The following is a 22,392-nucleotide window of genomic DNA, read 5'->3' on the forward strand; positions in this document are numbered from 1 at the left end:
CTCAATACACCTCGCGGAAGCGCTTGCGCAGCCCATAACCGGCCAGGTTGAACAACAGCGTGATCAGCATCAAGGACAGGCCCGCCGCAAAAATGGTTTGGTAGCCGATGCTGCCGTGCGGCAAGTCGCCCAGGGCCACTTGCACGATGTAGGCGGTCACGGTGGCTGCCGGCTCCAACGGGTTGAAGCTGAGGTTGGGCTGCATGCCGGCGGCCACGGCCAAGATCATCGTCTCGCCCACGGCACGCGAGATGCCAAGGATGTAGGCCGAGGCGATGCCGGAGAGGGCTGCCGGCACGACCACTTTGAGGGCGGTCTGCAAGCGGGTGCTGCCCATGGCGTAGGCGCCTTCGCGCAGGCTCATGGGCACGGCACGCATGGCGTCTTCGGACAAAGACGCGACATACGGGATGATCATGATGCCCATGACCAAACCGGCGGACAACACGTTGAAGCTGGGCAGCTGAGGGATCAGCCGTTGCAACACGGGCGTGACGAACAGCAGCGCGAAGTAGCCGTAGACGATGGTCGGCACGCCCGACAGCAGCTCCAGCACCGGCTTGAGCGTTTCACGGACTCGGTGGCTGGCGAATTCCGACAGGTACAAGGCGATGACCGTGCCCAGGGGCACGGCCACCAGCAGCGCCACGGCCGAGCTGGTGATCGTGCCCGAGAGCAAGACCACGATGCCAAAGCGCGCCTCGGAGAACAGCGGGGTCCATTGCGTGTCGGTCAAAAACGTCCACAGGGGCACGGACTGGAAAAAGACCAGCGACTCCTTCAGCAGGATGTAGACGATGCCCACCGTGGTGAAAACCGACACACAGGCACAGGCCAGCAAGGCCGCGCGGATGAACCGCTCGGCCCATCGCCGCCGAGCTTGCGCACGGGCGTACTCGGCCAACTTGGCCTGCCCTAGCATGGGCCGAGGCGCCAGCGTCTGGGCCTTGCGTGCCTGAGAAACGGCCGACATGAATGATGCTCCGCGATACGGGGAAAAAACGACAGAATCGAGCGGGCCGCCCCGCTCGGAAGCGGCCCACTGACAAGGAGGTGTGCCGAATCTCGGCCGCTCACAGGCTGGCTTCGCGGCGCATCAGTTCTTCGATGGTCACGCCCACTTCGGCCACGCCGCCGAAGACCGTGCCTTTGCGGTTCTTGGCCAAGTGTTCGAGGTTCATCTTGTAGGCGGCCTCGGGCAGCGGCACGTATTTCACTTCTTTCATGATGCGCGAGGCATTCTTCATGTAGAAGTCGACGAACTCCTTGACCTCCGGCCGTTCGTAAGCCTTGGCGTTGACATAGATGAAGATCGGGCGCGACAGCGGCTGGTAAGTGCCATTGATCACGTTGGTCTCGTTGGGCTCGACCGCAGGGCTGCCCGGCTTGGCCACGATCGGCACGGCCTTGAGGTCTTTGCGGTTCTCGGCGTAGTAGGCATAGCCCAAATAACCCAGCGCATAGACATTGCCCGAGACGCCCTTGACCGTCACGTGATCGTCCTCGGTGGCGGCATAGTCCCCGCGGCTGGACTTGGCTTTGCCATTGATGGCTTCGGTGAAATAGTCGAAGGTGCCCGAATCGGAGCCCGCTCCGTACAGCACGATCTTCTCAGCCGGAAAGGCCGGGTTGATTTGGCTCCACAGTGTGATCTTGCCCTGGGCGGCTGGCTCCCACATGGTTTTCAGTTCGGCCACGCTCAGTTGCTTGACGAAGTTGTTTTTGGGATGGATCACCACGGTCAAGGCATCGAAACCCACGGGCAGCTCGAAGTACTCGATGCCGGCGGCGCGGCAGGCTTCCATTTCCTGCTTCAGGATCGGCCGAGACGCGTTGGAAATGTCGGTTTCACCGCGGCAAAACTTCTTGAAGCCGCCCCCGGTGCCGGAGATGCCCACCGTCACGCGAACGGCGCCTTTCTTGGCCTTTTGAAAGTCTTCGGCCACACCTTCGGTGGGCGGGAACACGGTCGAAGAGCCGTCGATTTTCACGATCGGCGTCTGCGCTTCGGCCACGCCGGGGCCGGCCAACGCGGCCAGCACGGCGGCGGCCGCAGCAACTTGAGCGAGAGCTTTCATCATCATCTCCTGAAAAAACGGTCCAAGACCCGACCGTGATCTTCGTTGGGGCTCATGAATCTTTCGTGACGGTGGCTTTGACCGATGTGACAGCCGTTGCGGCCCAGGGCCCATGCTGGGCCGGGCGCGATGCGCTGGCGTCGCTCGCATGGGTGACGGCCCAGCCTTGCAGGGCCAAGCGATAGCCCGCACCGCGCACCGTTTGGATCAGGTCTGGGCTCACTCCGGTTTGCGCCAGACGTCGGCGCAGCCGTCGGATGTATTGGTCCACCGTGCGCGCATCGATGTTGGGCAGGTCTTTCCACACTTCGGCCAGCAGCGCATGGCGCGGCACGATGCGCTCGGCGTGTTCGAGCAGCTGGCGCAGCAGCTGCATTTCCCTGGGCGCCAGCGTGACCGTCTGCGTGTGCGCCCCGCGCCGCAAACGCAGCTGCAGCTCGGGGGCGTCCACTTCGATCCAGGGGCCGTGTGACCCAGTCAGGCTCCCATCGCCCGCTGCGCCGGGGGCCTCGGTCCCTGTGGGGCTTTCGCGGGCCGACAAATGGTCCAGCAAATCACGGACCAAGGCGCGGGGACTGAAGGGCTTGGTGATGCACCAGGTGGCGCCGCAGCGTTCGCCGTGGGCGCCGCAGCGCTCGTCCAGCCGCGACGTCAGCATCACGACGGGCACACCCAGCGGCCTGGGCGCCGCGATCGCCCCGGGCTGCGCAGGCAAGGCGTCCAGGTCGATCACCACGGCGTCGGGCAACACTTCGTTGGCCAAACGCCAGCCTTCGTCCAGGGTGGCTGCTGCCATGGCATAGGCGCCGGCGCTTTGGCAATGCGCACGCACCAGTTCACGAATCGCTGGCTGCGCCATGACCACCAGCACCGTCGGGCTGGTGGGGCGGGTTGTTTCTGGGCTGGACCCGGCCGACATGTCGATGACCTCTTGTCACACTGTGGCGGGGCCGCGCTGCACCTGACGCATGGCTGCCGCCGCCTCCATCGGGACGATGCTGGGCTGGCTGTGTGACGCTGGTGTGACAGTGGCGGCCCAGGAGGCGGCCGGCGGCCGGCCGGGCCCAGCGCAGGCAGCCGCTGGGCCGAGGGCTTCCGTGTTTTCACCTATCATCGGCCCAGCGGCCATGCGGCCGACGGTCCCTTCAACCCATGCAAACTCTCGTCGAGACGACCCGGTCGACCCCCTCTACGACGCCTGCGCTGGTGGAACTGCGCGAGGTGAGCTTTGGCTATGACGAACGGCCCATCTTGCGGGACGTGAGCCTGAGTGTGCCGCGCGGGCAGGTGGTGGCGCTGATGGGCACGTCTGGCGGGGGCAAAACCACGGTGTTGCGCCTCATCGGCGGGCAGATCAAGCCGCAGCGCGGTCAAGTGCTGTTCGACGGGGTGGACATCGCCTCGATGGACCGGCAGGCGCTGTATGCCATCCGCCGACGCATGGGCATGCTCTTCCAGTTTGGCGCGCTGTTCACCGATTTGTCGGTTTTCGACAACGTGGCCTTCCCCCTGCGCGAGCACACGCAACTGAGCGAGGACATGATCCGCGATCTGGTGCTGATGAAGCTCGATGCGGTGGGCCTGCGCGGTGCGCGCGATTTGATGCCGTCTCAGATCTCCGGCGGCATGGCCCGGCGCGTGGCGCTGGCGCGGGCCATCGCGCTGGATCCCGAGCTCATCATGTATGACGAGCCGTTCGCCGGTCTGGATCCCATCTCGATGGGGGTGGCGGCGCGCTTGATTCGGCAGCTCAACCAGACCCTGGGCGTGACCAGTTTGGTGGTGTCTCACGACGTGGACGAGACCTTTCTGATTGCCGACCACGTGATCTTTCTGGCCGATGGACGCATTGCCGCGCAGGGCACCCCGGCGCAGATGCGCGCCACCGAGGACCCGCTGGTGCGCCAGTTCGTCGATGCCCAAGGCGACGGTCCGGTGCGTTTCCACTACCCGGCTCCCGAGGTGGCCGAAGACTATCGCCTGCCCGGGGGGCGTGCATGATGGGGTGGCTGCATCCGCGTCGGGTGGGGCGCGCCGTTCGGGGGGGCTTGGCCGATCTGGGCCGCGCCGCACGCATGCTGACGCACTTGTTCGCGCTGGGCGGCAAGGCGTTCGCGCGGCCCCGCTTGGTGGTGGACCAGATCCATTTCTTGGGCAACTACTCGCTGGCCATCATTGCGGTCTCAGGGCTGTTCGTGGGTTTCGTGCTCGGCTTGCAGGGGTATTACATCCTGCAGCGCTATGGCTCGTCCGAGGCCCTGGGGCTGATGGTGGCCTTGGCCTTGGTGCGCGAGCTCGGGCCGGTGGTCACGGCCTTGCTGTTCGCCGGGCGGGCCGGCACCTCGCTGACGGCCGAGATCGGCCTGATGAAAGCCGGCGAGCAACTCGCGGCGATGGAGATGATGGCCGTCGATCCGATGCAGCGGGTGCTGGCCCCGCGCTTTTGGGCCGGCCTCCTCGTGATGCCCTTGCTGGCGGCGGTGTTCAGCGCGGTGGGCATCATCGGCGGCTGGATCGTCGGCGTGGTGATGATCGGCGTGGATGGCGGGGCTTTCTGGTCGCAAATGCAAGCCGGTGTGGATGTGTGGTCCGACGTGGGCAACGGCGTGATCAAAAGTTTCGTGTTCGGTGTGACGGTGAGCTTCATCGCCCTGTGGCAGGGTTACGAGGCCAAGCCCACGCCCGAGGGCGTCTCGCGGGCCACCACCCGCACGGTGGTGGTGGCCTCCTTGTTCGTCTTGGGCCTGGACTTCATGCTGACCGCGTGGATGTTTTCGATCTGATGAGCCGCGGCCCGGCAGGGCCGGCGGCAGGAGTGGTGTGATGCCTCAGTCTCGACATGATGTGTGGGTAGGCCTGTTCGTGCTGCTGGGCGGGGCGGCCTTGCTGTTTCTGGCGCTCCAGGCGGGCAACCTGTTGTCGCTGTCGTTCGAGGACACGTATCGGGTGCAGGCCCGCTTCGACAACATCGGCGGCCTCAAGCCCCGTTCGGCAGTGCGCAGCGCTGGGGTGGTGGTCGGCCGGGTCGAGTCGATCACCTTCGACGACCAGACCTACCAGGCGCGCGTCACGCTCAGCCTGGAAAAGCGTTTTGCCTTTCCGAAGGACAGCTCGGCCAAGATCCTGACGTCCGGGCTGTTGGGCGAGCAATACATCGGGCTGGAGCCCGGCGCCGCGGAGCAGATGCTGTCCGAAGGCGACACGATCACGCAAACCCAATCGGCCGTGGTGCTCGAGAATCTCATCAGCCAGTTCTTGTTCAATCGAGCGGCCGAGGCCGGCGATGGCGGGGCGCGTCCCTGAGTCTGCCCGCGGCAAGGAGAGGAGCATGTCGCAGAGCTGGTCTCGTGGGATCGTGTGGGTCGTGCTCGGGCTGCTCGCCGGCTGTGCGAGCACCCATCCGAGCGACCCGCTCGAACCCCTGAACCGCAAGGTGTTTGCCTTCAACGATGCGGTGGATCGCGCGGTGCTCGAGCCCACGGCGCGAGCCTACCGCGACATCGTGCCCAGCCCGGTGCGCAAAGGGGTGAGCAATTTCTTCGGCAACATCGGCGATCTGTGGTCGGCGATCAACAGCTTCTTGCAACTCAAGATCGAAAACGGCCTGCACAGCACGATGCGAGTGGGCTTGAACACCTTTTTGGGGTTGGGCGGACTGCTGGACATTGCCAGCGAGGCCGGGCTGCGGGCCGAGCCAGAGGACTTCGGCCAGACCCTGGGGCACTGGGGGCTGGGTCCGGGGCCTTACCTGGTGCTGCCCTTGCTGGGGCCGTCGACCTTGCGCGATGCGGCAGCGCTGCCGCTGGACATGCAAGCCACCAGCACCGGGCGGCTCACGAGCGATACGGCCACCGCCTACGGGTTGACGGGCTTGCGCATCGTCGATACACGTGCGCGCTTGCTGGGCGCCTCGCGCATGCTGGAGGACGTGGCGCTGGACAAATACCTCTTCACCCGCGATGCCTGGCTGCAGCGTCGGCGCAACCTGGTCTACGATGGCCAGCCCCCGTCGCAGGACGAGGAAGAAGATTGGAGCGCCGAGGAGGCCGCCGCTCCAGCCAGCGCTGCGTCCGCCTCGGCCCCCTGAGAGAAGGGTGACAAAGGTAAGCATGCGCTTCGGCAGTGGCGCTGGCCTGACGTTGGTTCACAATGAGGCTCATGGACGAGCGCGTCGATGAACTGCGCAGGCCCATTCGAGTCATAAGCTCCATCGGCTTTCGCCGAGTCTCCATTCAAAAGGGAATTCACTGCATGAAACGACGCCATTTCGCCGCCTTGGGCTTGGTTTTGGCCGCTGTGGTGGCCGCACCGATCGCCCAGGCCGCCCCCCAGGCTCCCGATGAGTTCATTCGCGAGCTGTCCAATGACATCCTCGAGACGGCCCAAAAAGACGCTTCCTTGCAAAACGGGGATCTCGGCAAGGTTATGGCCTTGGTGGACAGCAAGATCCTGCCGCACACGAATTTCCGTCGCATGACGGCTTCGGCCGTGGGCCGTTATTGGCGGCAGGCCACCCCGCAGCAACAGCAACGCCTGCAAGACGAATTCAAGCTCTTGCTGGTGCGTACCTATGCCGGCGCCCTCAGCCAGGTCAAGGGCTTGTCGGTGCACCTGCTGCCGCTGCGTGCCAAGCCCGAAGACACCGAGGTCATCGTGCGCACGCAGGTGCGCGGCGCGGGCGAACCGATCCAGATGGACTATCGCCTCGAAAAGGTCGGTGACGGCTGGAAGATCTATGACGTCAATGTGCTGGGTATTTGGTTGGTGGAGAACTACCGCTCCACCTTTGCCCAGGAGATCAGCAAAGGTGGCATCGACGGCCTGATCAACAGCCTGGCCGAGCGCAACAAAGTGGCGGCTTCCGCTCGCAGCTGAGGTCGGCACGATGCTGCTGTTGCCAACCACCTTGACCGTCGCCGAGGCCAGCGACACCCTGCGCATGCTGCAACAGGGGCTGCGGGATCAGCAGGGCGAGACCCTGGTGGTCGATGCGGGGGCGCTCAAGCGCTTCGATTCCTCGGCCCTGGCGGTGCTGGTCGAATGCCATCGTCTGGCCCGCGCCTGGGGCAAGCGTTTCGAGGTGCGCCACCTGCCGCCCAAGCTGCGCGATCTGGCGGGTCTGTATGGGGTGGCAGCTTTGTTGCCCGATGGGCGCTCGCCGGCGAGTCAGTCCGGGGTGGCGTAGCGCTTGGCGCGCAGATTGCGTTTGATCTCCTGCAGCATCGGGCGCAGTTGCTCGCCCAGGCGCAGCGCCACGCCGGTGGTGAGAATGTCGATGACGGTGAGGTGCAGCAGCCGCGACACCATGGGGCTGTAGCGGTCGTAGTCCTCGGGGTGATCCACGGCCAGCAGGATCTGGGCGTACTGCGTCAGCGGCGAGCCGCTGGCGGTGATGACGATGGTGGTGGCCCCTTTCTTGCGCGCGATCTCTGCCGCATCGAGCAGGTCGCGGCTGCGGCCGGAATTGGAGATGATCACCGCACAGTCGCCCGGCTGCAGCATCGTGGCGCTCATCACCTGCACATGGCCGTCGCTGTAGGCCACGGCGTTGACGCCCAGGCGGAAGAACTTGTGCTGCGCGTCCTGGGCCACGATGCCCGAGTTGCCCACGCCGTAGAACTCGATGCGCCGGCCGCCCTTGCCGGCGGCCGTCAGGGCTTCGATGGCGCGCTCGAAGGCATGGCTGGCGGCATCGTTGCGGTATTTCAGCAGGGCCGACACCGCATTGTCGATCACCTTGACGATGAGGTCCGCGGGCTTGTCGTCCTCGTCCACGGCGCGATGCACGAAGGGCACGCCCTCGTTGACGGTGCCGGCCAGCTTGAGTTTGAAGTCGGCCAGGCCGTCATAGCCCACGCTGCGGCAGAAGCGCACCACGGTGGGTTTGCTGACATGGGCGCGCTCGGCCAGTTCGGCCACCGGCAGGCTGGCGAAGCTGCGCGGGTCGGCCAGCACCAACTTGGCCACGCGCTGCTCGGCCGGGGGCAGGGCGGGGATCGAAGCCTTGATGCGATCGAGCATGAGGTGGGTTCCTGCTGAGGGCGTGGCCTTGCAAGCTCAGGCCTCTTCGGGCCAGGTGAAATTGTCGCGCGCGACCAAGGCGCTGGCTGCCGCCGGGCCCCAGCTGCCGGCCGCGTAGGGGCGCGGCCCGGTGCTGTCGCGGGCCCAAGCCTCCAGGATGGGTTCGACCCAGCGCCAGGCTTGTTCCTGCTCGTCGCTGCGCACGAAGAGATTGAGCCGTCCGGCAATCGCATCCAGCAGCAGGCGTTCGTAGGCGCCCACGCGGTCGGTGGGGAAGGCTTTGTCGAAATCCAGGTCCAGGAACACCGGGGCCAAGGCCTCTTGTTGGCCGGTGCCCTTGGCCGCCAGCAGGTGCAGCTCCAGTCCGTCTTCGGGCTGCAGCTTGATCACCAGCTTGTTGGGCTGGTTGACGCCGGGAAAGATCGGGTGCGGCACCGGACGGAAGTTGACCACGATCTGCGCATCGCGCGCGGGCAGGCGCTTGCCGGTGCGCAAATAGAACGGCACACCGGCCCAGCGCCAGTTCTGCACCTCGGTGCGCAGGGCCACGAAGGTTTCGCAGCGGCTGTCGGCTGGCACCTTGGCCTCTTCGAGGTAGCCCGGCACGGGCTGGCCACCCACGCTGCCGGCGCGGTACTGGCCGCGCACCACGTCGCGGGCCACCGACTCCGGCGTGAAGGGCTTGAGCGAGCGCAGCACTTTGAGCTTCTCGTCGCGGATCGCATCGGCGTCATGGGTGGCCGGCGGCTCCATGGCGATCATCGTGAGCAGTTGCAGCGCGTGGTTTTGGATCATGTCGCGCAGCGCCCCGGTGCGGTCGTAGAAGTCGCCCCGCGTGCCCACGCCGATGCTTTCGGCCAATGTGATCTGGATGTTGGCGATGCTCTCACGCCGCCACAAGGGTTCGAACAGCGCGTTGCCGAAGCGCAAGGCCATCAGGTTTTGCACCGAGGGCTTGCCCAAGTAGTGGTCGATGCGGAAGGCTTGGTTTTCCTTGAACACCGAGCGCACGACGCGGTTGATCTCCTGCGCGCTCTTCAAGTCGTGGCCGAGCGGCTTTTCCAGCACCACGCGGATGTGCGGCCCATTCAGGCCGACGGCTCCCAGCTGCTCGCAAATCACTGGAAACAAGTGCGGGCTGGTGGCCAGGTACAGCACCACGGTGTCGGCTGCACGCTGGTCCAACCAGGCCTTCAGGTGCGCATAGTGCTGCGGCTGAGACAGGTCCATGCGACGGTAGAAGATGAGCTCGGCAAAACGCGCGAACTCCTCGTCGCTGGGGCGCTTGGAGCTTTCGACCTCCTCGAAATGGGCCTTCAGCCAGGCGCGGTAGTCCTCGTCACTGCGCTCGTCGCGGGCCACCGCGAGAATGCGCCCGCCCGACGGCAGCTTGCCGTGGCGAAAGGCCTGGAACAGGGCCGGCATGAGCTTGCGCCAGGTCAGGTCGCCGGTGCCGCCGAAAAAGACGAGATCGAAGGACATGATGGAACGAACTGTGTAAGCGGGTGTGGCCGACGCCCGGGGCTGCACGGCGCGTCGATGTAATTCAATTACATTGGCATCATGCGACGAAGTGTCCCATTCGTCAATCGGAAATCGCGTGATCCGCCTGTGGCGCGGGGCGGGTTTTGGGAGTTACCAGCGAATTTCGGGGTAACCTTGTTACTCCCGCCCGTTGAAGCGCTGTGCGGGCCGCACGGCGACAATGTGCATTGCTGCAGGCCTATCCTCCTCTCCCCATGAACGCACTCGACGCACTCAAGCAATACACCACCGTGGTGGCCGACACCGGCAATTTCAAGCAGCTGGCCCAGTTTGCCCCGCGCGATGCGACCACGAACCCTTCGTTGATCCTCAAAGCGGTACAGCAGCCCGAATATCGGCCGCTGTTGGAGGCCACGGTGCGCGCTCATCCCGGGCGTGCGCTGGACGAGCTGGTGGACCGGGTGTTGGTGGCCTTCGGGGTGGAAATCCTGAAGGTGGTGCCAGGGCGTGTGTCCACGGAGGTGGATGCGCGGTTGAGCTTCGATACGGCAGCGACGATGGCGCGTGCGCAGCGTCTCATCCAGATGTACGAGGCGGCTGGCGTTCCCCGCGAGCGGGTGCTGATCAAGATCGCCGCCACCTGGGAAGGCATCCAAGCGGCCCGCGCCCTGGAGCACGAGGGCATCCATTGCAACCTGACGTTGCTGTTCGCCTTCTGTCAGGCCGTGGCTTGTGCCGAAGCCGGCGTGCGGCTGATTTCGCCGTTCGTGGGCCGCATCTACGATTGGTACAAGAAGGCCGCAGGTGCCCAGTGGGACGAGGCGGCCCATGCCGGGGTGAACGACCCGGGCGTGAAATCGGTGACGCAGATCTATACCTACTACAAGCACTTTGGCATTCCCACCGAGGTGATGGGTGCGAGCTTTCGCAACGTGGGGCAGATCCTGGCGCTGGCGGGCTGCGATTTGTTGACCATCAGCCCAGAGCTGCTGGCGCAACTGCAAGCCAGCAACGCGCCCGTGACACGCCACCTCGACCCGCAGGCCGCGCAGCGAGCCACGGTCAAAGCCGTGAGCTACAACGAAGCCAGTTTCCGCTATGCGCTCAACGAAGACGCCATGGCCACCGAGAAGTTGGCCGAGGGCATCCGGGCGTTTGCAGCCGATGCGGCCAAGTTGGACGCTTTGATCCGGGAGCACATGGCATGACCCGCTGCGATCGCACGACGGCTTGGGCGGCCCTGCGGGGACACTTCGAGGCCCATGGCCGTGACCTGGACTTGCGTGAGGCCTTTGCGCGCGATCCGGCGCGCTTCGAGCGCTTCAGTCTGGAGGCGCCGGAGGTCTTCGCCGACCTGTCGAAGAACCTGTGGGACGAGGCCACGCATCGTCTGCTGAGCGAGCTGGCCCGAGAGTGCGGACTGGAGGCGCGACGCGACGCGATGCTGGCCGGCGAGCCGATCAATGTGACCGAAGGCCGCGCGGTGTTGCACACGGCGCTGCGGGCGCCGCGAGGTCAGGGCCCTTACAGCGAGGAGGTCCACGGGGTGCTCGACCGCCTGCTGGCCTATGCCGAGGGCGTGCGTGACACCGCGGCCAGCGGCATCACCGATGTGGTGAACATCGGCATCGGCGGCTCCGACCTGGGGCCGCAGATGGTGGTGGGCGCGCTGGACGCTTTCGTGCACCAGGGCCTGCGCTTGCATTTCGTCTCGAACGTGGACGGGCACGACATCGCGCCGGTGTTGCGCCGGCTGCAGCCGCAGTCCACGCTGTTCATCATCGCCTCCAAGACCTTCACCACGCAGGAGACCATGGCCAACGCGCGGGTGGCGCGCGAGTGGTTCATCCAGCAAGGCGGCAGCGACATCGCCAAGCATTTCGTGGCCACCACCACGAACATCGAGGCGGCAGCCGCGTTTGGCATCACCACCACCTTCGGCTTTTGGGACTGGGTGGGCGGGCGCTATTCGCTGTGGTCGGCCATCGGGCTGCCCATTGCGATCGCGCTGGGTCAGGAGCACTTCCGTGCCCTGCTCGACGGCGCGCATGCGATGGACCGGCATTTCGCCACCGCGCCGCTGGAGCAGAACCTGCCGGTGCAACTGGGCCTGCTCGATGTGTGGTACCGCAATTTCCACGGCTTTGCCAGCCGCAGCGTGGCACCCTATCACCAGGGCCTCAAACGATTGCCGGCCTATCTGCAGCAGCTGGAGATGGAGTCCAACGGCAAGCGGGTGGACCTGGACGGACACGCGCTGCCTTATGGCACCTCGCCGGTGGTCTGGGGGGAGCCGGGCACCAATGGCCAGCATGCCTACTTCCAGATGCTGCACCAGGGCACCGACGTGATCCCGGTGGAGTTCATCCTGGTGAAGACGCCCACGCATGGCCATGCCGATCTGCATGCCAAGCTGCTGGCCAACGGCCTGGCGCAGGCGCAGGCGCTGATGCGGGGCAAGACCACCGAGGAGGCGCTGGGCGAGCAGGCCCCCACGGCCAGCCGGACCTTGGAGGCCACGACGATCGCGCGCCACCGCACGTTCCCGGGCAACCGTCCCAGCACCACGCTGCTGCTGGAGCGGCTCACGCCCCGCGCCCTGGGCGCGCTGATCGCGCTGTACGAGCACCGCGTCTTCACCAGCGGTGCGCTGTGGGGCATCAACAGCTTCGACCAATGGGGCGTGGAGCTGGGCAAGGCCTTGTGCAACGACCTGCTGCCGCGTCTGGCCTCCGGAGAGACCACGGGGCTGGATGCCTCCACGGCCGGTTTGATCCGACGGTTGCGAGGCTGAGGCCGGATCGGTGGCTTCTCAGTCGCGGCTGCACAGGCCGCGCAGGGCCTGCAGGCCGGCCTGGAGGGCCTGTTCGACGAGCCGCTGCTTCCAGTCGTCGGTGTCGACGTAAAACGCATCGCGCAGCCGTTGCTTGAGGGCCTTGCGCAGCGTCTCGTCGGCCTCGGGATGGTTCTCGACCCAGTGCTCGCCCCGCAGGGCGTGGAGCACCTCCAGCACCGGCACGGTGCCGTATTCCAGCGCGATGCCGGTGTAGCGGGCTTGTGGGCATTCGTCGAAGATGGCCAGCCACATCATGCCGGTGAGCTCGGCCGAACTGGACGAGCCGTCATAGATGGAGGTGACCTGCGGGCCCCACCAGCGTCTTGCGCGGGCCAATTCGACCGGGTCGTTGCGTGAGGCGAAGATGCGCTCGCCGTGGCCGCAGGGCCCCAAGCCCGTGTGCAGGTCGATCCAGGCGATGTCGGTGGCCTGCCGTCCCTGTTCTCGCAGCACGTGACGCAGCGTCACGTGGCTCCAGGTCGGATGACGTCCGCCATAGTAGAGGCCGTCTGCGTGCGTGTACTGGCCCTGCGAGACCGCGGCCTGGAAGGCCATGGGCCCATGGCGCTCGATGTAGGCCTGGATCGCCGCTTCCACGTCGGGCGGCGGCGGCCACTGTGGCGGCAGCAGCCAGCCATGGATCTCGTCGTAGGCGTCGTTGCGCGGCAGGGGGCGGGAGAAATCGTGGAAATTGCGGTTGAGGTCCACATTCTCGTGCGTCACGCGCCGCCACCATGAGAACCCATAGGGATTGAGCGCGTGGAGGTAGAGTACGGCCACCCCCGAGGCCTGCACGGCCTCGCGCCAGTGCGGATCGCCAAGCAAGGCGATCTGGATGCCCGAGCCGGCAAAGCCTTCCACGCCATGGCAGGCGCTGGACAGGATGAGCAGGCGCTTGGCGTCACGGGGTCCGTGGCGCACCACGTCCATCGCGAGCGACTCGCCATCCCGACCGAGCATCGGGTGGATGTGCGACTCCACGTCCAGCCCCAAGGTCTCGCAGGTGGCGAGGAACTTGCGACGGGCCTCGGCGTAGCTTTGCGAGAAGGCGCTGGGGATGTCGCTCATGGGGGGCGCTCCTCAGGCCGTGGGCCGCAGCCAGGCCTCGGCCAGGCGCACCCACAGCGTGGCCCCCAGCGGGATCAGCTCGTCGTTGAAATCGTAGGTGGGGTTGTGCAGCACGCAAGGCCCCAGGCCATGGCCGCTTTCGCGGTGGGTGCCGTCGCCGTTGCCGATCAGGAAGTAGGCCCCAGGCTTGTGCTGCAGGAAGTAGCTGAAATCTTCGGCGCCCATCGTCGGCTCGAACTCCAGCACATTTTCGGGGCCCACGACGTCGGCCATCACGCGCCGCACGAAGGCGGTTTCATCCGGGTGGTTGATGGTGGGCGGGTAGTTGCGGTGGAAGCTGAAGTCGACCTCGCAGCCATAGGCTGCTGCGGTGTGGCGGGCGATGTCGCCCATGCGTTGCTCGATCAGGTCGAGCACCTCCAGCGTGAACGTGCGCACCGTGCCTTGGATCTCGCAGGCATCGGGCACGACGTTGGTGGCCTCACCGGCGTGGATCATCGTCACGGAGATCACGCCGGCATCGATGGGCCGCTTGTTGCGCGTGAGGATGGTTTGGAAGCCTTGCACCATCTGGCAGGCCACGGGCACCGGGTCCACGGTGTTGTGCGGCAGCGCCGCATGCCCGCCCTTGCCGCGGATGAGGATGCGAAACTCGTTGCTCGATGCGAAGATCGGGCCGGTCTTGATCGCAAACTGGCCCACGGTCATGCCGGGCCAGTTGTGCATGCCGAAGATGGCCTCCATCGGGAAGCGTTCGAACAGGCCGTCCTTGATCATTTCGCGCGCGCCGCCGCCGCCTTCCTCGGCCGGCTGGAAGATCAAGTAGACCGTGCCGTCGAAGTTCCGGTGGGTCGAGAAATGCTTGGCCGCCGCCAGCAGCATGGCGGTGTGGCCGTCATGGCCGCAAGCGTGCATCTTGCCGGGATGCCGGCTGGCGTGGGGGAACTGGTTTTTCTCGGTGATGGGTAGCGCGTCGATGTCGGCACGCAAGCCGATGGCGCGCGGGCTGCTGCCGTTTTTGATGATGCCGACCACGCCGGTGGTGCCCAGGCCGCGGTGGATGGGAATGCCCCAGTCGGTGAGCGCGCGGGCGATCAGCTCGGCGGTACGAACTTCCTGGAAGCACAGTTCGGGATGGGCATGGATGTCGCGCCGAATGGCGGTGACGGCTGCGGCGTCGGCCAGGATGGAGTCGATCAACTTCATGGAAAACCACGCAGGGCGAACCCGAGGGCGATGATTCAGTGTAGCCTTGTCGGCTCAGTTCGTGTTTGCAAGACCCTGTCCGTTCTGGAGCCCTGGATGTCCTCCTCGCTTGCTGCTGCCGAAAGTGCGCGCATCGTGCGCGCGGCCTGCCCGCACGATTGTCCAGACACTTGTGCGATGCAAGTGGTGGTCGATGGCGGCCGTGCGCTGCGTGTGCAGGGTAACCCTGACCACCCTTCCACGCACGGGGCGCTGTGCCGCAAGGTCTCGCGCTATGTGGAGCGCACTTACCATCCGCAGCGCGTGCTGCACCCACTCAAGCGCGTGGGGCCCAAGGGGGCCGGGCGGTTCGAGCCGGTGAGCTGGGACGAAGCCCTGGAGGCGATCGCACGGCGCTTGTCGAGCATTGCCTCGCGCGATGCGCAGGCCATCTTGCCCTACAGCTATGCCGGCACCATGGGCCTGGTGCAAGGCGAGAGCATGTCGGCGCGCTTCTTCCACCGTTTGGGGGCGTCGCTGCTGGACCGCACCATTTGTGCCAGCGCCGGGGCCGAGGCGCTCACGGCCACCTATGGCGCCAAGGTGGGCATGCATGTCGAGCATTTCGCCGAGAGCCGCTTGATCCTGATCTGGGGCAGCAATTCCATTGCCTCCAATCTGCACTTCTGGAGCGTGGCCCAAGAGGCCAAACGGCGCGGCGCCAAGCTGGTGTGCATCGACCCGCGTCGCACCGAGACGGCCGACAAGTGCCACGAGCACCTGGCCTTGCGTCCTGGCACCGACGGCGCGCTGGCGCTGGGGCTGATGCACGAGCTGATCGTCCACGGCTGGCTCGACGACGACTACATCGAGCGCTACACGCTGGGGTGGCCGGCGTTGCGCGAGCGCGCCTTGCAGTGGCCGCCGCAGCGCGTGGCTGCCGAATGCGGCCTATCGGCCGAAGCCGTGCGCAGCCTGGCGCGCGACTACGCCACCCTCAGCCCGGCGGCCATTCGCCTGAACTATGGCATGCAGCGCGTGCGCGGCGGTGGCAATGCGGTGCGGCTGATCGCCATCTTGCCGTGTCTGATCGGCGCTTGGCGCCACCGCGCCGGTGGGCTGTTGCTGTCGAGCTCGGGCTGGTTCCCGGTGGACCGCACCGCCTTGCAGCGCCCGGATCTGCTGGCCGGGCGCCGCCCGCGCACGATCAACATGAGCACCATCGGCGACGATTTGCTGCGCGAGACCTCGCCCGATTTCGGCCCGAAGATCGAGGCGCTGGTGGTCTACAACAGCAATCCCGTCGCGGTGGCGCCGCAGTCGCCTCGGGTGGTGCGTGGCTTTGCGCGGGAGGATCTCTTCACCGTGGTGCTGGAGCATTTCCTCACCGACACGGCCGATTTCGCCGACTATGTGCTGCCGGCGACGACCCAGCTGGAACACCTGGATGTGCATATCAGCTATGGTCACACCGATGTGCTGCTCAATGAGCCGGCCATTGCGCCCTTGGGCGAGAGTCGGCCCAACACACAGATCTTTCGCGACCTGGCCGCGCGCATGGGGTTCGATGAGCCGTGTTTTGCCCAGACCGATGAGCAGATCGCCGAACAAGCGTTCGGCGGACGCATCACGCTGGCGCAATTGCGCCAGCGAGGCTGGGTCAAGCTGCCGCTGCCTGCAGCGCCTTTTGCCGAAGGAGGCTTTCCCACCGCCAGCGGGCGCTGCGAGATCGATTCCCCCCGTCATGGCCTGCCGGACTATGTGCCCAATCACGAGTCGCCCACGTCCACGCCGGCTTTGGCGGCACGCTATCCGCTGGCCATGATCTCGCCGCCGGCGCGCAACTTCCTCAATTCCAGCTTCGTGAATGTGCAAAGCCTGCGCGACATCGAGGGCGAGCCACTGCTGGAAATTCACCCGCAGGATGCGGCGGCCCGGGGCATCGTCGATGGGCAGGTGGTGCGTGTGTTCAACGACCGTGGGGAGTACTGGTGCACCGCCCGTGTGAGTGACCGCGCCCGCCCCGGCGTCGTCAATGGCCTGGGCATCTGGTGGCGCAAACTGGGGCTGCGCGGCAGCAATGTGAACGAACTCACCCATCAACGGCTGACCGACCTGGGCCGTGCGCCGTGCTTTTACGACGTGCTGGTCGAGGTCGAAGCGGCTTCGGCCGCGGGCTGAGGCGCGTGCAGCAGGCCATGGGCAAACCGGGGCTGTGGGCGGCAATCGGTGCGGGCGCGCTGGCAGTGCTTGGCGCCTTGCTCTTGGCCGGTTGCGGCACCGTGGGCTATCTGGCCCAGTCCGTGCATGGTCACCTGAGCCTGGTGCAGCAGGCCCGGCCGGTCGAGCATTGGTTGGCCGATGCGAACACGCCGCAGCATTTGCGTGAGCGCCTGGCGCTCAGCCAGCGGATCCGGCGCTTTGCGGTGGACGAGCTGGGCTTGCCCGACACCCGCAGTTATCGCAGCTATGCCGATCTGGGCCGGCCGGCGGCGGTATGGAACGTGGTGGCGGTGCCTGAGCTGAGCCTGACGCTGCAGACCTGGTGCTTCCCCGTGGTGGGCTGCGTGGGCTACCGTGGCTACTATGACCGCAAGGAGGCCGAGGCCTTCGCGCAGACGCTGCGGGCGCAGGGCATGGATGTGCGTGTCTACGGTGTGCCGGCTTATTCGACCCTGGGCCGGTTGGAATGGCTGGGGGGCGACCCGCTGCTCAACACCTTCATCGGCTACCCGGAGGGCGAGCTGGCGCGCCTGATCTTCCATGAGCTGGCCCACCATGTGGTCTATGTGCGGGACGATACGTCCTTCAACGAGTCTTTCGCCACGGCGGTCGAACGCCTGGGGGTGCAGCGGTGGTTGCAGCACCATGCCAGCGCCGCGGCGAAAGAGGAATACGAGCGCTTCGATGCGCGGCGCCGGGACTTCCTGGCCTTGACGCTGCGTTACCGTGAGCGCCTGGCCGCGGTCTATGCCGGCCCCGGCCGCGAGGAGGACAAACGCCGCGGCAAGGCCGAGGTGCTGGCCGCCATGCGTGCCGAACATGCGCAGCTCAAGGCCGGGCCCTGGGAGGGCTTTGCGGGATACGACCGTTGGTTCGAAGAAGCCAATGGTGCGTCGTTGGCCGTGCTGGCGGCCTACACCGAGTGGGTGCCCGGGTTCGAGCGCTTGTTCGAGGCCCAAGGCCGCAGCTTTGCGCGGTTTTATGAGGCGGTGCGCGAACTGGCTCAGCAGCCGCGTGACGAACGCCGCCGGGTGCTCATGTCGTCCATGATCTCCGACCAGGAGCCTGCGCGATGAGCGACATCGTCATCCACCGTGAACATCGGCTCGGCCTGGCCCGGGCCCGTGAGATCGCCAGGCAATGGGCCGCGCAGGCCGAGGAGAAGTTCGGCCTGGACTGCAGGGTGGAGGAGGGCCAGGACGGCGACATCATGCGCTTGCGTCGCGCCGGGGTGGACGCAACGCTGACCGTGGCGGCCGATCATTTCGCGCTACAGGCCAAACTCGGGTTTTTGCTGGGCGCCTTTGCCAAGACCATCGAGGCCGAGATCCAGAAGAACCTGGACCAGCTGCTGGCGCCCCAGGCGCGCAAGCAGCCGGCGGCCCGCAAGACCGCGGCGGCCTCCACGAAGCAGGCCGCAGCCCGCCGAAAGAGGTGAGGGGCTTGGGGGGCAGGAGCGCGGCCTGGTCGGCCGCGCCGGCTCACTTCAGGCGTTCGACTTCAGGCTTTCGATCAAGTCGATGTAGGCTTGCTTGGCCTCGTCGGCGCTTTGCCCCTTGAGGGCATTCCAAGCGTCCCACTTGGCGCGGCCGACCATGTCGGTGAATCCAGGACGCGAGCCTTGGACGTCACCGACGGTGGCTTGCTTGTACAGCGCGTAAATTCTCAGCAGGGTCATGTTGTCCGGCCTCTGCGGCAACTGTTTGGATTCGGCAACGGCCTTCTCGAAGGCGGCTTGCAGATCAGACATGAAAGGCTCCTCAAGAGTCAATGAATGACTGGGTGAAAACTGCGCTGCGGATGCTAGTGTGCTTTGCGCCGCACGCATAGATGTCAGGTCCTGCGGATGGGGACCGAGAGGCTGCCGTGGGGCGATGAAGGCTCGGTGGCTGCCACAAAAAAAGTCGGCCCCCTGACGGGGGCCGACTGGCATTGGCGGGCAAGACCGACTGCTGGCGTCATGGCCCGTGCAACCGGATGAGCGGGCGGCTGGGGCCGTCGGCCTTCCACACTCAGGTGGACTTGCCCGATCCAAGTATCGGGCTTGCCGTGCCGAACTGGAGCCCCGAAGTGTGGGGGTAGGCGGCAAGAATTCACACCATCGGCCCCCTTGTTCATGGGGCGGGTGGGCTCACTGGCAGACGAAGCTGTCGGCACGGTCCAAGTCGCCAGAGCCTCGATAGCGCGCGACCTGCGGGTAGGGGCAAAGGGGCCGGGTGCGATCGGCGGCCCAGTCGCTGGGCAGTTCGTTGTTGACGCCGCCAGGGTTGCCGGCTCCGCGAGCACTGGCCACGATGCGCTCGGGAACCGTGCCTTGTTCCACCCATTGCACCAGCGGCGTGAGCAGGTCGAACTGGTCGGTGGCCGGGCCACCGGAGCAATGACCCATGCCAGGCACTGGGAAGACCCGCGCAAACCGTGCCGCCTGGCCACCGTGGTTGGCGTTCAGTGCGTCATACCACCGCAGTGTGTCGTGCAACGAGAAGATGTGGTCGGACACCCCATGGTAGACGAGCGCCTTGGCACCGCGGTTGCGCAGGGTGGACCAATCGCTCGGACGAGGGGGCGTCATGAAGCTCATCGCCGATTCGGTGTAGCTCAGCGAGGTGCTGTGGATGTACTCATACAGTGTGTCCACCGGGGTATTCAAAGAGAAAGACGCCCCGTTGAAGCCTGCGAGATTTTCTGGGGGCGCCTTGAAGACGATGCCCACGGCACCGGAGTCCAGCGCCAGCGGCGCAGTGAACTCCCAGAAGGCCACGCGAGCGCCGCGCAGGCCGGGGTCGTATGGAAAGCTGGCATAAAAGCGGGTGCCGGCGCTGGTGGTGGCTCCTGCAAAGATGGAGGCGATCACGGATTTTTGATCGGCGCTCAGGCAGCTGCCGTCGCGCGCACCGGCGCAAGTGGGCACGTCGCGCATCAGGTCGAAAGTGGCTTGGCAGGCCGCGGTGTCTTGCACGAGCCCGTCGGTGGCCCCGTCCAAGGCGTCGCAGCGATCGAGGATGGCCTGCGAGACGAGCTGACGTTCTTGCGCCGTGAAGGCCGTGCTCAAGTCGCTGGCGTCGGTGGCCACCGTGGCATAACGCTGCGCGCCCCAGATGTTGGCCACTGCCGCCAGGGGCAAGTTGAACCCCGGGGCGCCGATCAGATAGCCATCGTACTCGGTGGCGTAGCGCGAAGCCGCCACCATCGCATGCCGCCCGCCGTTGGAGCAGCCGCCGATGTAGGAGCGGTCCGGACCCTTGCCATAGACACGGCGGATGATCTCCTTGGCCACGGGCGTGAGCTTGCCCACGGCTTGATAACCGTAGTCCAGACGGGCCTGAGGGTCGCGCCCGAAGCTCGGGTTTTGGGCCGCGCTGTGCCCGGCATCGGAGCTGAGCACGGCAAAGCCTTGATGCAAGGCATGGGTGCGCGGGCCGCCGCCGTGGCTGCCGGTGGCCGTCACGACAATGCCGTCCAGTCCGCCGTTGGCCTGGTAGTAAAAGCGGCCATTCCAGTCCTTGGGCAAGCGCATCTCGAAGCCGATGGCGTAAGAGGCGCCGTCGATCGGGCTCGTGCGCTCGAACATCCGGCCGCGCACGAGGCAGTGTTCGGCCACCGGTGCGCCGCCCACACTGAGCGTGCCAGCGCTCACGGTGGACGTTTCGGTGAGGGTGGTGTTCGGCAGGCCGGCCAAGGCGCTGCTCAGTGCCGCGCAATCGCCGCTGAAGCGGGCCGGCGTGGCTGGGGGTAGTTGCGGGATGTCGGTGGTCGACGGATCGCTGCCGCCGCCACAAGCGGTCTGCGCGATGGCGGTCAACACGAGGGCGCCGGTCAACGCCGAAACTGAAGCTGCATGGGAGCGAGGGCGCATGGGTGGGTCTCCTGCCGAGGGTGGGATTGATCGCCGCGTGGCGTCGCACGATGCCGCAAGGCGCCTGATCGTTAGTTAAATTAATTAATTTCAAAGCGCCTGGTGATCGTGGAAACCCTTAGGGGCTTGGCAGGACATTGGTTCACGATCTTTATCACTGGGCCGGGGTTGCGGCGCAGGCACAATCCAGGGCATGAGCACCAGGCGATCCTCCCGCAGCGACACCACGCCAGCCGGCCGTCTCGACGAGGCCCGTTTGCACGACGTGCTGGGTTATCAACTGGCCCAGGCCGGCATCGTCACCGATGCCGTGTTCAAGTCTCAGGTCGGGCAGCCCTTCGGCTTGCGCCCGGTGGAGTACACGGTGCTGACGTTGATCGTTGAGAACCCCGGCGGCTCGCTGGTGCGTTTGGCGCGGGCGTTGGCGGTGACGGCGCCCAACATCACGATGTGGATCGATCGTTTGGAGTCGCGCGGCTTGGTGCGGCGCGAGCAAAGCGCGCGCGACCGGCGCTCGCAGTTGCTGCATGCCACGCCGGAAGGGGTGGCGCTGGCACGTGCGGCCACCCAGCGCATCCTCGATGCCGAGCGCCAGGCGTTGGCCAACCATTTGTCGCCGGGGGAGCGGGCGATCTTGCTGGAGTTGCTGCACAAGGTGGCTTGCGCCCGATCCGAGGTGGCTGCAGCGCGCGTGCAGCCGGCTGTGGCCGCAGTACCGAGCCGCCGAGGTAAATCAGTTCAGGCCCAGTAGCCGCTGCGCATTGGCTTTGAGGATGAGGGGCTTGACGTCCTCGCGGAAGCCGGCCTCCTCGAAGTCTTTCATCCAGCGGTCCGGCGTGATCAGCGGGTAGTCGCTGCCGAAGAGCACGCGGTCTTTCAGCAGGGTGTTGGCGTATTGCACGAGCTGGGGCGGAAAGTACTTGGGGCTCCAGCCCGACAGGTCGATCCACACGTTGGGCTTGTGCATCGCCACGCTGAGGGCTTCATCCTGCCAGGGCCAGGACGGATGGGCGATGACGATTTGCATGTCCGGAAAACTGATCGCCACATCATCCAAGTGCATGGGGTTGGAGTACTCCAGCCGCAGCCCGCCGCCGCAGCGCATGCCCGAGCCGATGCCGGAATGCCCGCTGTGAAAGATTGCGGGCATTTTGTGCTCGGCGATCACCTCGTACAGCGGCCAGGCCATGCGGTCATAGGGGTGAAAGCCCTGCACGGTCGGGTGGAACTTGAAGCCCTTGACCCCGTGCTCCTCGATCAAGCGGCGCGCTTCGCGGGCGCCCATCTTGCCCTTGTGCGGATCGATGGAGGCGAAGGCGATCATGATGTCGCTGTTGTTGCGCGCGGCTTCGGCGATCTCTTCGTTGGGAATGCGGCGGCGACCGATTTGGGCTTCGGCGTCGACCATGAACATCACCAGCCCGATGCGGCGCTCGCGGTAGTAAGCGATGCTTTCGGCGATCGTGGGGCGCCGGTTCGAGCGGAAGTACTTGTCGGCGGCTCGGTCGTACTCCTCGCCATAGCTGTCGTAGGGGTTCCAGCAAGACACCTCGGCATGGGTGTGCACATCGATGGCGATGAGGTCGTCGGTCTTCACGGCGGGCTCCAGTGCAGTCGAATCATTATAGAAATGAATTACT

At 66.0% G+C, this 22,392-nt stretch carries 22 protein-coding genes; 12 read left to right on the forward strand and 10 right to left on the reverse strand.

What is annotated here, in order from left to right; all coding sequences use genetic code 11:
• Nucleotide 1: 1 nt before the first annotated feature.
• The 3 genes from pstC to F615_RS18010 all read right to left on the reverse strand — a co-directional run bounded on the left by pstC (nucleotide 2) and on the right by F615_RS18010 (nucleotide 2,997).
• Nucleotides 2-973 carry a phosphate ABC transporter permease subunit PstC gene (gene pstC, locus F615_RS0108130; protein WP_019560683.1) on the reverse strand — a complete coding sequence of 324 codons (972 nt, stop codon included), beginning with the start codon at nucleotides 971-973 and terminating at the stop codon, nucleotides 2-4.
• A gap of 100 nt (nucleotides 974-1,073) precedes the next feature.
• Nucleotides 1,074-2,078: a PstS family phosphate ABC transporter substrate-binding protein gene (locus F615_RS0108135; RefSeq protein WP_019560684.1), complete on the reverse strand. Its 1,005-nt coding sequence runs from the start codon at nucleotides 2,076-2,078 to the stop codon at nucleotides 1,074-1,076.
• A 52-nt stretch (nucleotides 2,079-2,130) separates the two neighbouring features.
• Nucleotides 2,131-2,997 (reverse strand): winged helix-turn-helix domain-containing protein, encoded by an 867-nt coding sequence (locus F615_RS18010; protein WP_083932426.1) that lies wholly within the window; start codon nucleotides 2,995-2,997, stop codon nucleotides 2,131-2,133.
• A gap of 233 nt (nucleotides 2,998-3,230) precedes the next feature.
• On the opposite strand from F615_RS18010, the gene F615_RS0108145 reads away from it, so the two are divergent.
• The 6 genes from F615_RS0108145 (at nucleotide 3,231) to F615_RS0108170 (ending at nucleotide 7,263) form a co-directional block, all read left to right on the forward strand.
• A complete protein-coding gene (locus F615_RS0108145; protein WP_026330144.1) occupies nucleotides 3,231-4,079 on the forward strand; it encodes an ABC transporter ATP-binding protein in 849 nt (282 codons plus the stop codon).
• Nucleotides 4,079-4,861, forward strand: a complete 783-nt coding sequence (gene mlaE / locus F615_RS0108150) for a lipid asymmetry maintenance ABC transporter permease subunit MlaE (RefSeq protein ID WP_019560687.1) — start codon at nucleotides 4,079-4,081, stop codon at nucleotides 4,859-4,861. Before F615_RS0108145 ends, mlaE begins: the two co-directional genes overlap by 1 nt.
• Nucleotides 4,862-4,901: 40 nt before the next feature.
• Nucleotides 4,902-5,381 carry an outer membrane lipid asymmetry maintenance protein MlaD gene (gene mlaD / locus F615_RS0108155; protein WP_019560688.1) on the forward strand — a complete coding sequence of 160 codons (480 nt, stop codon included), beginning with the start codon at nucleotides 4,902-4,904 and terminating at the stop codon, nucleotides 5,379-5,381.
• 25 nt (nucleotides 5,382-5,406) lie between these two features.
• Nucleotides 5,407-6,165 (forward strand): MlaA family lipoprotein, encoded by a 759-nt coding sequence (locus F615_RS0108160; protein WP_019560689.1) that lies wholly within the window; start codon nucleotides 5,407-5,409, stop codon nucleotides 6,163-6,165.
• A gap of 164 nt (nucleotides 6,166-6,329) precedes the next feature.
• Complete coding sequence (locus F615_RS0108165) at nucleotides 6,330-6,953, forward strand: MlaC/ttg2D family ABC transporter substrate-binding protein (RefSeq protein WP_019560690.1); 624 nt, start codon at nucleotides 6,330-6,332, stop codon at nucleotides 6,951-6,953.
• Nucleotides 6,954-6,963: 10 nt separating this feature from the next.
• Nucleotides 6,964-7,263 carry an STAS domain-containing protein gene (locus F615_RS0108170; protein WP_019560691.1) on the forward strand — a complete coding sequence of 100 codons (300 nt, stop codon included), beginning with the start codon at nucleotides 6,964-6,966 and terminating at the stop codon, nucleotides 7,261-7,263.
• Here F615_RS0108170 and F615_RS0108175 read toward each other — a convergent pair.
• Nucleotides 7,245-8,099, reverse strand: a complete 855-nt coding sequence (locus F615_RS0108175; protein ID WP_019560692.1) for a MurR/RpiR family transcriptional regulator — start codon at nucleotides 8,097-8,099, stop codon at nucleotides 7,245-7,247. The genes F615_RS0108170 and F615_RS0108175 overlap by 19 nt on opposite strands.
• 36 nt (nucleotides 8,100-8,135) lie before the next feature.
• The gene (zwf, locus tag F615_RS0108180; protein ID WP_019560693.1) at nucleotides 8,136-9,581 is read right to left on the reverse strand and encodes a glucose-6-phosphate dehydrogenase; all 1,446 of its coding nucleotides are present in this window, start codon (nucleotides 9,579-9,581) and stop codon (nucleotides 8,136-8,138) included.
• A gap of 257 nt (nucleotides 9,582-9,838) precedes the next feature.
• On the opposite strand from zwf, the gene tal reads away from it, so the two are divergent.
• Both tal and pgi read left to right on the forward strand, forming a co-directional pair.
• Nucleotides 9,839-10,792 (forward strand): transaldolase, encoded by a 954-nt coding sequence (gene tal / locus F615_RS0108185; protein WP_019560694.1) that lies wholly within the window; start codon nucleotides 9,839-9,841, stop codon nucleotides 10,790-10,792.
• Nucleotides 10,789-12,378 (forward strand): glucose-6-phosphate isomerase, encoded by a 1,590-nt coding sequence (gene pgi / locus F615_RS0108190; RefSeq protein WP_019560695.1) that lies wholly within the window; start codon nucleotides 10,789-10,791, stop codon nucleotides 12,376-12,378. The genes tal and pgi overlap by 4 nt, the downstream gene beginning before the upstream one ends.
• A gap of 18 nt (nucleotides 12,379-12,396) precedes the next feature.
• Here pgi and F615_RS0108195 read toward each other — a convergent pair whose 3' ends face one another.
• Both F615_RS0108195 and F615_RS0108200 read right to left on the reverse strand, forming a co-directional pair.
• A complete protein-coding gene (locus F615_RS0108195) occupies nucleotides 12,397-13,488 on the reverse strand; it encodes a M14 family metallopeptidase (protein ID WP_019560696.1) in 1,092 nt (363 codons plus the stop codon).
• A gap of 12 nt (nucleotides 13,489-13,500) precedes the next feature.
• Complete coding sequence (locus tag F615_RS0108200) at nucleotides 13,501-14,694, reverse strand: M20 aminoacylase family protein (protein ID WP_019560697.1); 1,194 nt, start codon at nucleotides 14,692-14,694, stop codon at nucleotides 13,501-13,503.
• 96 nt (nucleotides 14,695-14,790) lie between these two features.
• Between F615_RS0108200 and F615_RS0108205 the strand changes: the two genes are divergently transcribed.
• Genes F615_RS0108205 through F615_RS0108215 form a run of 3 tightly spaced genes read left to right on the forward strand, consistent with a single transcriptional unit; the run spans nucleotide 14,791 to nucleotide 18,334 of the window.
• Complete coding sequence (locus tag F615_RS0108205; protein ID WP_019560698.1) at nucleotides 14,791-16,854, forward strand: molybdopterin-containing oxidoreductase family protein; 2,064 nt, start codon at nucleotides 14,791-14,793, stop codon at nucleotides 16,852-16,854.
• 17 nt (nucleotides 16,855-16,871) lie between these two features.
• Nucleotides 16,872-17,972, forward strand: a complete 1,101-nt coding sequence (locus F615_RS0108210; protein WP_033371107.1) for an aminopeptidase — start codon at nucleotides 16,872-16,874, stop codon at nucleotides 17,970-17,972.
• On the forward strand, nucleotides 17,969-18,334 hold the full coding sequence (locus F615_RS0108215; RefSeq protein WP_019560700.1) for a polyhydroxyalkanoic acid system family protein: 366 nt from the start codon (nucleotides 17,969-17,971) through the stop codon (nucleotides 18,332-18,334). The genes F615_RS0108210 and F615_RS0108215 overlap by 4 nt, the downstream gene beginning before the upstream one ends.
• A 48-nt stretch (nucleotides 18,335-18,382) precedes the next feature.
• Here the strand turns inward: F615_RS0108215 and F615_RS0108220 are convergent, their stop codons facing one another.
• On the reverse strand, nucleotides 18,383-18,646 hold the full coding sequence (locus tag F615_RS0108220) for an acyl-CoA-binding protein (protein WP_019560701.1): 264 nt from the start codon (nucleotides 18,644-18,646) through the stop codon (nucleotides 18,383-18,385).
• Nucleotides 18,647-19,027: 381 nt separating this feature from the next.
• Nucleotides 19,028-20,752, reverse strand: coding sequence for a tannase/feruloyl esterase family alpha/beta hydrolase (locus tag F615_RS0108225; protein ID WP_019560702.1), 1,725 nt, complete (start codon nucleotides 20,750-20,752; stop codon nucleotides 19,028-19,030).
• Between the two features lie 193 nt (nucleotides 20,753-20,945).
• On the opposite strand from F615_RS0108225, the gene F615_RS18015 reads away from it, so the two are divergent.
• Nucleotides 20,946-21,503 carry a MarR family winged helix-turn-helix transcriptional regulator gene (locus F615_RS18015; protein ID WP_019560703.1) on the forward strand — a complete coding sequence of 186 codons (558 nt, stop codon included), beginning with the start codon at nucleotides 20,946-20,948 and terminating at the stop codon, nucleotides 21,501-21,503.
• Here the strand turns inward: F615_RS18015 and F615_RS0108235 are convergent.
• Complete coding sequence (locus F615_RS0108235) at nucleotides 21,486-22,349, reverse strand: 4-hydroxyphenyl-beta-ketoacyl-CoA hydrolase (protein WP_019560704.1); 864 nt, start codon at nucleotides 22,347-22,349, stop codon at nucleotides 21,486-21,488. The two genes, F615_RS18015 and F615_RS0108235, sit on opposite strands and share 18 nt — an antisense overlap.
• Nucleotides 22,350-22,392 lie beyond the last annotated feature (43 nt).

The organism is Caldimonas manganoxidans ATCC BAA-369 (assembly GCF_000381125.1).
Classification (GTDB): Bacteria; Pseudomonadota; Gammaproteobacteria; order Burkholderiales; family Burkholderiaceae_C; genus Caldimonas; species Caldimonas manganoxidans.

What these genes read in the sequence shown, in the direction of transcription:
- zwf (WP_019560693.1), bottom strand. Translation starts at nt 9,581, where the DNA reads ATGTCCTTCGATCTCGTCTTTTTCGGCGGCACCGGCGACCTGACCTGG.
- F615_RS18010 (WP_083932426.1), bottom strand. Translation starts at nt 2,997, where the DNA reads ATGTCGGCCGGGTCCAGCCCAGAAACAACCCGCCCCACCAGCCCGACG.
- F615_RS0108210 (WP_033371107.1), top strand. Translation starts at nt 16,872, where the DNA reads ATGGGCAAACCGGGGCTGTGGGCGGCAATCGGTGCGGGCGCGCTGGCA.
- F615_RS0108175 (WP_019560692.1), bottom strand. Translation starts at nt 8,099, where the DNA reads ATGCTCGATCGCATCAAGGCTTCGATCCCCGCCCTGCCCCCGGCCGAG.
- F615_RS0108135 (WP_019560684.1), bottom strand. Translation starts at nt 2,078, where the DNA reads ATGAAAGCTCTCGCTCAAGTTGCTGCGGCCGCCGCCGTGCTGGCCGCG.
- pstC (WP_019560683.1), bottom strand. Translation starts at nt 973, where the DNA reads ATGTCGGCCGTTTCTCAGGCACGCAAGGCCCAGACGCTGGCGCCTCGG.
- F615_RS0108170 (WP_019560691.1), top strand. Translation starts at nt 6,964, where the DNA reads ATGCTGCTGTTGCCAACCACCTTGACCGTCGCCGAGGCCAGCGACACC.
- F615_RS0108215 (WP_019560700.1), top strand. Translation starts at nt 17,969, where the DNA reads ATGAGCGACATCGTCATCCACCGTGAACATCGGCTCGGCCTGGCCCGG.
- F615_RS0108145 (WP_026330144.1), top strand. Translation starts at nt 3,231, where the DNA reads ATGCAAACTCTCGTCGAGACGACCCGGTCGACCCCCTCTACGACGCCT.
- F615_RS0108195 (WP_019560696.1), bottom strand. Translation starts at nt 13,488, where the DNA reads ATGAGCGACATCCCCAGCGCCTTCTCGCAAAGCTACGCCGAGGCCCGT.
- F615_RS0108225 (WP_019560702.1), bottom strand. Translation starts at nt 20,752, where the DNA reads ATGCGCCCTCGCTCCCATGCAGCTTCAGTTTCGGCGTTGACCGGCGCC.
- F615_RS0108160 (WP_019560689.1), top strand. Translation starts at nt 5,407, where the DNA reads ATGTCGCAGAGCTGGTCTCGTGGGATCGTGTGGGTCGTGCTCGGGCTG.
- F615_RS0108220 (WP_019560701.1), bottom strand. Translation starts at nt 18,646, where the DNA reads ATGTCTGATCTGCAAGCCGCCTTCGAGAAGGCCGTTGCCGAATCCAAA.
- F615_RS18015 (WP_019560703.1), top strand. Translation starts at nt 20,946, where the DNA reads ATGAGCACCAGGCGATCCTCCCGCAGCGACACCACGCCAGCCGGCCGT.
- F615_RS0108165 (WP_019560690.1), top strand. Translation starts at nt 6,330, where the DNA reads ATGAAACGACGCCATTTCGCCGCCTTGGGCTTGGTTTTGGCCGCTGTG.
- tal (WP_019560694.1), top strand. Translation starts at nt 9,839, where the DNA reads ATGAACGCACTCGACGCACTCAAGCAATACACCACCGTGGTGGCCGAC.
- mlaD (WP_019560688.1), top strand. Translation starts at nt 4,902, where the DNA reads ATGCCTCAGTCTCGACATGATGTGTGGGTAGGCCTGTTCGTGCTGCTG.
- mlaE (WP_019560687.1), top strand. Translation starts at nt 4,079, where the DNA reads ATGGGGTGGCTGCATCCGCGTCGGGTGGGGCGCGCCGTTCGGGGGGGC.
- F615_RS0108205 (WP_019560698.1), top strand. Translation starts at nt 14,791, where the DNA reads ATGTCCTCCTCGCTTGCTGCTGCCGAAAGTGCGCGCATCGTGCGCGCG.
- F615_RS0108200 (WP_019560697.1), bottom strand. Translation starts at nt 14,694, where the DNA reads ATGAAGTTGATCGACTCCATCCTGGCCGACGCCGCAGCCGTCACCGCC.
- pgi (WP_019560695.1), top strand. Translation starts at nt 10,789, where the DNA reads ATGACCCGCTGCGATCGCACGACGGCTTGGGCGGCCCTGCGGGGACAC.